Origin of the sequence: Persicitalea sp., assembly GCF_041751555.1 — a bacterium.
Classification (GTDB): domain Bacteria; phylum Bacteroidota; class Bacteroidia; order Cytophagales; family Spirosomataceae; genus Persicitalea.
In genome coordinates this window covers 1-4,031 of record NZ_JBGSXF010000413.1, presented here as the reverse complement: position 1 = coordinate 4,031, position 4,031 = coordinate 1, and the positions used below count along the sequence as shown (strand labels likewise).

At 49.6% G+C, this 4,031-nt stretch carries 3 protein-coding genes; all 3 read right to left on the bottom strand.

Translation table 11 applies throughout. The features are described from left to right. The coding region (locus tag ACEW8P_RS14545; RefSeq protein ID WP_373513803.1) for a carboxypeptidase regulatory-like domain-containing protein at nt 1–1,018 on the bottom strand (1,018 nt) is incomplete at its 3' end. Between the two features lie 73 nt (nt 1,019–1,091). Next, the gene (locus ACEW8P_RS14540) at nt 1,092–2,810 is read right to left on the bottom strand and encodes an APC family permease (RefSeq protein WP_373513802.1); all 1,719 of its coding nucleotides are present in this window, start codon (nt 2,808–2,810) and stop codon (nt 1,092–1,094) included. 102 nt (nt 2,811–2,912) lie between these two features. Beyond that, on the bottom strand, nt 2,913–4,031 hold a 1,119-nt coding region (locus tag ACEW8P_RS14535; protein WP_373513801.1), incomplete at its 5' end, for an acyltransferase family protein.

The following is a 4,031-nucleotide window of genomic DNA, read 5'->3' as shown; positions in this document are numbered from 1 at the left end:
TACGGCGACTTTGGTACAATCCCAAATTCCAAACGTTGTACTTGTTTGGCACGAAGGCCACGGCCAGTCTATTGGTGAATGTACAGCGGTCAAAACTCCGCTCACCCATTGAAGGAAAGCGCGTCGTGCGGTTGCCGATCGTGGTACTTACGTCCCCCACGCGCCGCCCGGCGATGTCGTTTCGGATGTAGGCCGAACTAAGCGTGAAATCCCAAAGCTTGGATCGGTAGTTCAGCGTGGCGTCGATTGCGTGACGTTGCGGCTTTTCGGCGTTGCCAAAATCGCTTACACTCGGCAACCCAATCAAACCATTGGCCACTGCCGACCAGCCTGTGTGGGCTCCGGTACGGGTGACAATGGCGATGATGCCGGCCTTGCCGTCGGGATCATAACGGGCGTTAGGGGTAGTAATCACCTCGATGGACTCGATCGTGTTAGCCGGAAGCTGGTTCAGTAATGTTCCCAGGTTTGCCTGAACGGGTTTACCGTTGAGTAGCACCAGAAATCCGTTCGCCCCGCGTAAACTCACCTCACCCTCGGCGTCGATAGTCAGACCGGGCAGGTTACGAAGCACGTCAGTAGCCGTGCCCCCCACCGCCGCCTGGAACTGCGCGGCGCGGTAGGTTTGGCGGTCAGCCTTCATGATGACCTCGGCTCGCTGCCCGGTCACGCGCACCTCTTCCAATAATTTTGATTCGCCTTCTATCGAGAAAGCACCTACGTCTATTGCCCGTCCGCGCTCGACGTAGAATTCTGCCGTGGCGGGTTTGTAGCCCACAAAAAACGTTTTGACACGGTATTGTCCGGGCTTTGGACTTGGAATTTGGAAACGGCCCGTTGTATCGGTAATGGCACCACTCACAGCGACGGAATCATTAACCGAATACAGCGCTACACTGACAAAGGAAACAGGTTGGCTGGTGGTTTTGTCGAGAATGCGCCCGGTGATTTGGGCGTAGGCTTGAGAAAGGAAAAGAGATGCGCATACGAGTCCCGTTACGATGGCTTTCGTATTCATTGGGCTGTAAGTTTTCTTAGCTAAATTGTGTTGGGTATTTTCAAGCGTCCAACCTCCGGTGCGGAATATGTTTTTATATAATCAACCGCACCCCACCCAGATCCGACACGCGGTGCGTAAATCGGTCGCTGGGCGAACTAATGAACATGAAGTTGATCGGAATATCCCATTCCTTGCTTAGTCGCTCGATAATCTCAGGGCCAAATGTGCCATGCAACTGCACGTATTCTATCTTTATATCGGGATAGGCGCGGTCCAATACCTCCAAATCGCTGAAAAAGGCTTCATGAACATCTTCCCCCTCTTTCAATATCGTAACGATTTTGAGTTTTTTAGTAATTTCGTTTTCCTGCACGTAGATCATCACCTTGTTGAGGATAGAAATGTCGTCACCCTTCGTGAAATAGACGAACTCCTGCTCAGTCAGTTTCTTAATATGCCGCGATATCTGCAACCGACTGGCAGCAGCGACATGCTTGAGTATAGTGAAGAATCTGTTGACCAGAACCAGCAGCAGTTTTAAGATTTCATTTCGATTCAGCAGCAGGATAATGACGATAATGGATGGCACAAAGTACTGCAGAAAGACGATCAGGTAGTCGGGGTGCATGATGATGTTGCCATACAATGCGACCACCACGGCCAGAATCGCCAGCGTGACAGAGAATACCGTGGCCCGCTCGGGCCGGGGAAGCCGTGCCCGCTTGCTCTTTAACAAAAAATTACCAAAGCCAAAGTACACCATCACCAGCAGGAACGAGATCGTATAAACTCCCGCCAAAGGCCCCAATTCGCCATTTGTAATAAACAGTACCGACAAACAGAGCAAGTAAAAAACGATCAGGATGCGGGGCGAACTACCTTTCTTGTTCTCCTTCAGCAGCAATTGAGGCAAAATTCGGTCGAGCGCCATACGCTTGATAAGGCCGTTGACACCCACGTAAGAAGTCAGCAGCGCACCACTAAGTACCAGCACTGCATCCACCGAAATGAAAGTGGCCAACCAACTACCACCCGTATTCTCGCCCAGGTGCGAGAGCAAGGCTTCTTGATTTTGAGCCACTTCCGCCAGCGGCAATACCATAACCGCACACAGGGCCATCAATGGATTGATGACCGATACGGCAATCCACATGTTCCTTAGAGTTTTGGGAAATACGCCCTGCTTTTGCTCCTCCACAAAGTTGGCTGAACTCTCGAAGCCGCTGATTCCCAGCATGGCCGTGCTAAACCCTAAAAACAGTGCGGTGCCAAAACCACCATTAAGCGGTGCGTCGAAGTTGAGCGAGGCCACTTGAAAGCCATTTTGTGATACGTACCATATTCCGCTGATAATCAGCGTGAGCATGGCAGTAATGTGCAGCACGAAAATAACGATGGCCACAATGGACGACTCGCTGATCCCAGACATCACAAGTAACAGAAACATAGTGATAAGAATCGCCGTAGAAAAAATGATATTAATGCTCGGCACGATGTCGTGCAGGTAATGCATAGCCTCGCTGGCCGAGATCACCGCCGTGGCCATATAGGACAGTATGGTCAAGCAAGCCGCGACGGAAGCGTTACTCTTGGTAGTGGTGTTGAGCAGCACGTTGTACGCGCCGCCATTGAGAGGCAGGGCACCGACTACTTCACCATAAATTTTCCGAAAAAGAAACAACACCGCCGCTACGATGAGCAGTGCCACCCAGGCGTACTGTCCGGCGTAGGCGATGGAAAGCGCCGAAACGTAAAGACAAGAGGAGGTGATGTCGTTGCCGCAGATAGCCGTAGCGGCTAATTCGTTCAATTTTTTGTGGGAAGTGGCTTCCATACCGGAAAATAGCGTGGGCTAAATGGTTCTTTTCAAGCCGCAAATGTAAGGAATAAGGCAAACGAACCGCGAAAAATTTTAAGGTAACGCCGACCGGGCAGCATCAGGCTCATCCACTCTACGGCCTTGTCGGGCACGATACCAATTTTTGATTCTTAGGATGGCCGGGTCTTCAACATAAACCGTCACCAGGTAAGACAAGCCTATGATTACGGCAATGGTCAGAATTACCGCGAGGTAGATGTTTAGTCCCAGGTTCTGGTAGAGTGTTTCGATCAGGTGCAGACCGATGTATTGGTGCAATAGGTAAAGGCTGTAAGAGATTTTGCCCAGAAACAAGAAAATGGGATTGACCAGAAAAGTCAATTTACCCAACACAAATAGAAGAAAAAGCAGATGATAGAGCGCGATAAGTAAATTGTGCTCCAATGCGGAAGTATGGTACATCGTGCGTCCGCCCTTGTCGTGCAGGTAAAATGCGGTCGCCATCCCAAAACCAATCAATACCAAATATCGCCAATCAAAAGTTTTGAATTTCAGCTGATAAAAGAGAATTCCGGTATAAAAAAGCGGAAAGTGGTTGAGAAACTGCACCTTCCATGTCAGAAAACTGTACACTACCGGAATACGGGTTCCAAGAGCATGAAAAAGTACCACGGCGACTAAAAACAACAAACCGATAGTAACGATCTGCCGCATTTTTCCGAATAACCACACGGCCAAAATCCATAAATAGAAAACCATTTCGACCAGCAGCGTCCAATACACCTGATCGAGGTTTTCTATGCCGAAATACACCGGAAACATGGTCAGGTTGGCTAAAAACTGACTAAAACTAATCGAAGTAGGTTCGTACAGAAGAATGAAAAAAGTGGTAATCAGCACACACGCCCAAAAAGTAGGGTAAAGGCGGGCGAAGCGGAAGACGGCAAAGTCCTGCCATTTCTGAATCTTTTGGATGCTCAGAGTAATCACAAAGCCACTGATCACAAAAAACAAATCGACGCCCGTGACGCCGTACCGGAATTCCCAACCCAGCCGCTCAGCATTCTGACCGATTGAGTAGTGAAAGATCATAACGCTCACGGCGGCAATCCCTCGCAGAGCGTCCAATTCAAGCAGTCGGTTTTTTTGGGGCTTCGATGGTAGCGCTCCTCGATTCATTGAGTCAGTGTTCTTCAATTCGCAAAGATAAGT